Origin of the sequence: Pseudoalteromonas rubra (assembly GCF_005887115.1) — a bacterium.
GTDB classification, from domain to species: domain Bacteria; phylum Pseudomonadota; class Gammaproteobacteria; order Enterobacterales; family Alteromonadaceae; genus Pseudoalteromonas; species Pseudoalteromonas rubra_F.
Genome location: NZ_PNCJ01000164.1, coordinates 1 through 476, shown reverse-complemented (window position 1 = coordinate 476; position 476 = coordinate 1). Strand labels below are relative to the sequence as shown.

1 protein-coding gene is annotated in these 476 nt (G+C 51.5%); it reads right to left on the bottom strand.

From position 1 onward, the window contains the following. Positions 1-476 (bottom strand): SDR family NAD(P)-dependent oxidoreductase (locus CWB98_RS23600; protein ID WP_138546985.1); only part of this gene is annotated, 476 nt, incomplete at both ends.

Sequence of the window (476 nt, the reverse complement as noted above, 5' to 3'; positions counted from 1 at the left end):
GTTAGTTTGCCCCATGTTTCCGGAACGAGCCACACTGGACATATTAATAATCACCCCGCCCTCGGCGTGCTCCACCATGTGCCCGGCGGCTTCGCGCCCGCACAAGAACACCCCGGTCAGGTTAACATCAATGACCGATTGAAATTGGCTTAGTGACATTTTATCGACCACCTTGCCCTCTTTCGCCTTGATAAATAAACCATCACGCAAGATGCCGGCATTGTTTATCAAGCCGTGGATAGCACCAAAGTCTTTCGCTATAGCAGCGAATGTCTGCTCAACTTCTTGTTCAACGCTGACATTGCAGATATAGCCTTGGATTTTGGCATCGGCGAGCGTGCTGTGAGTTTTTAGCTGTGCTATCGCCTCGTCTAATAAAGCGCTGTCCATATCAATCAGCGCCAAATGTGCACCGGCTTTCGCCGCCATAGCGGCCATCGATAATCCCAAACCTTGGGCACCACCGGTGACGACGA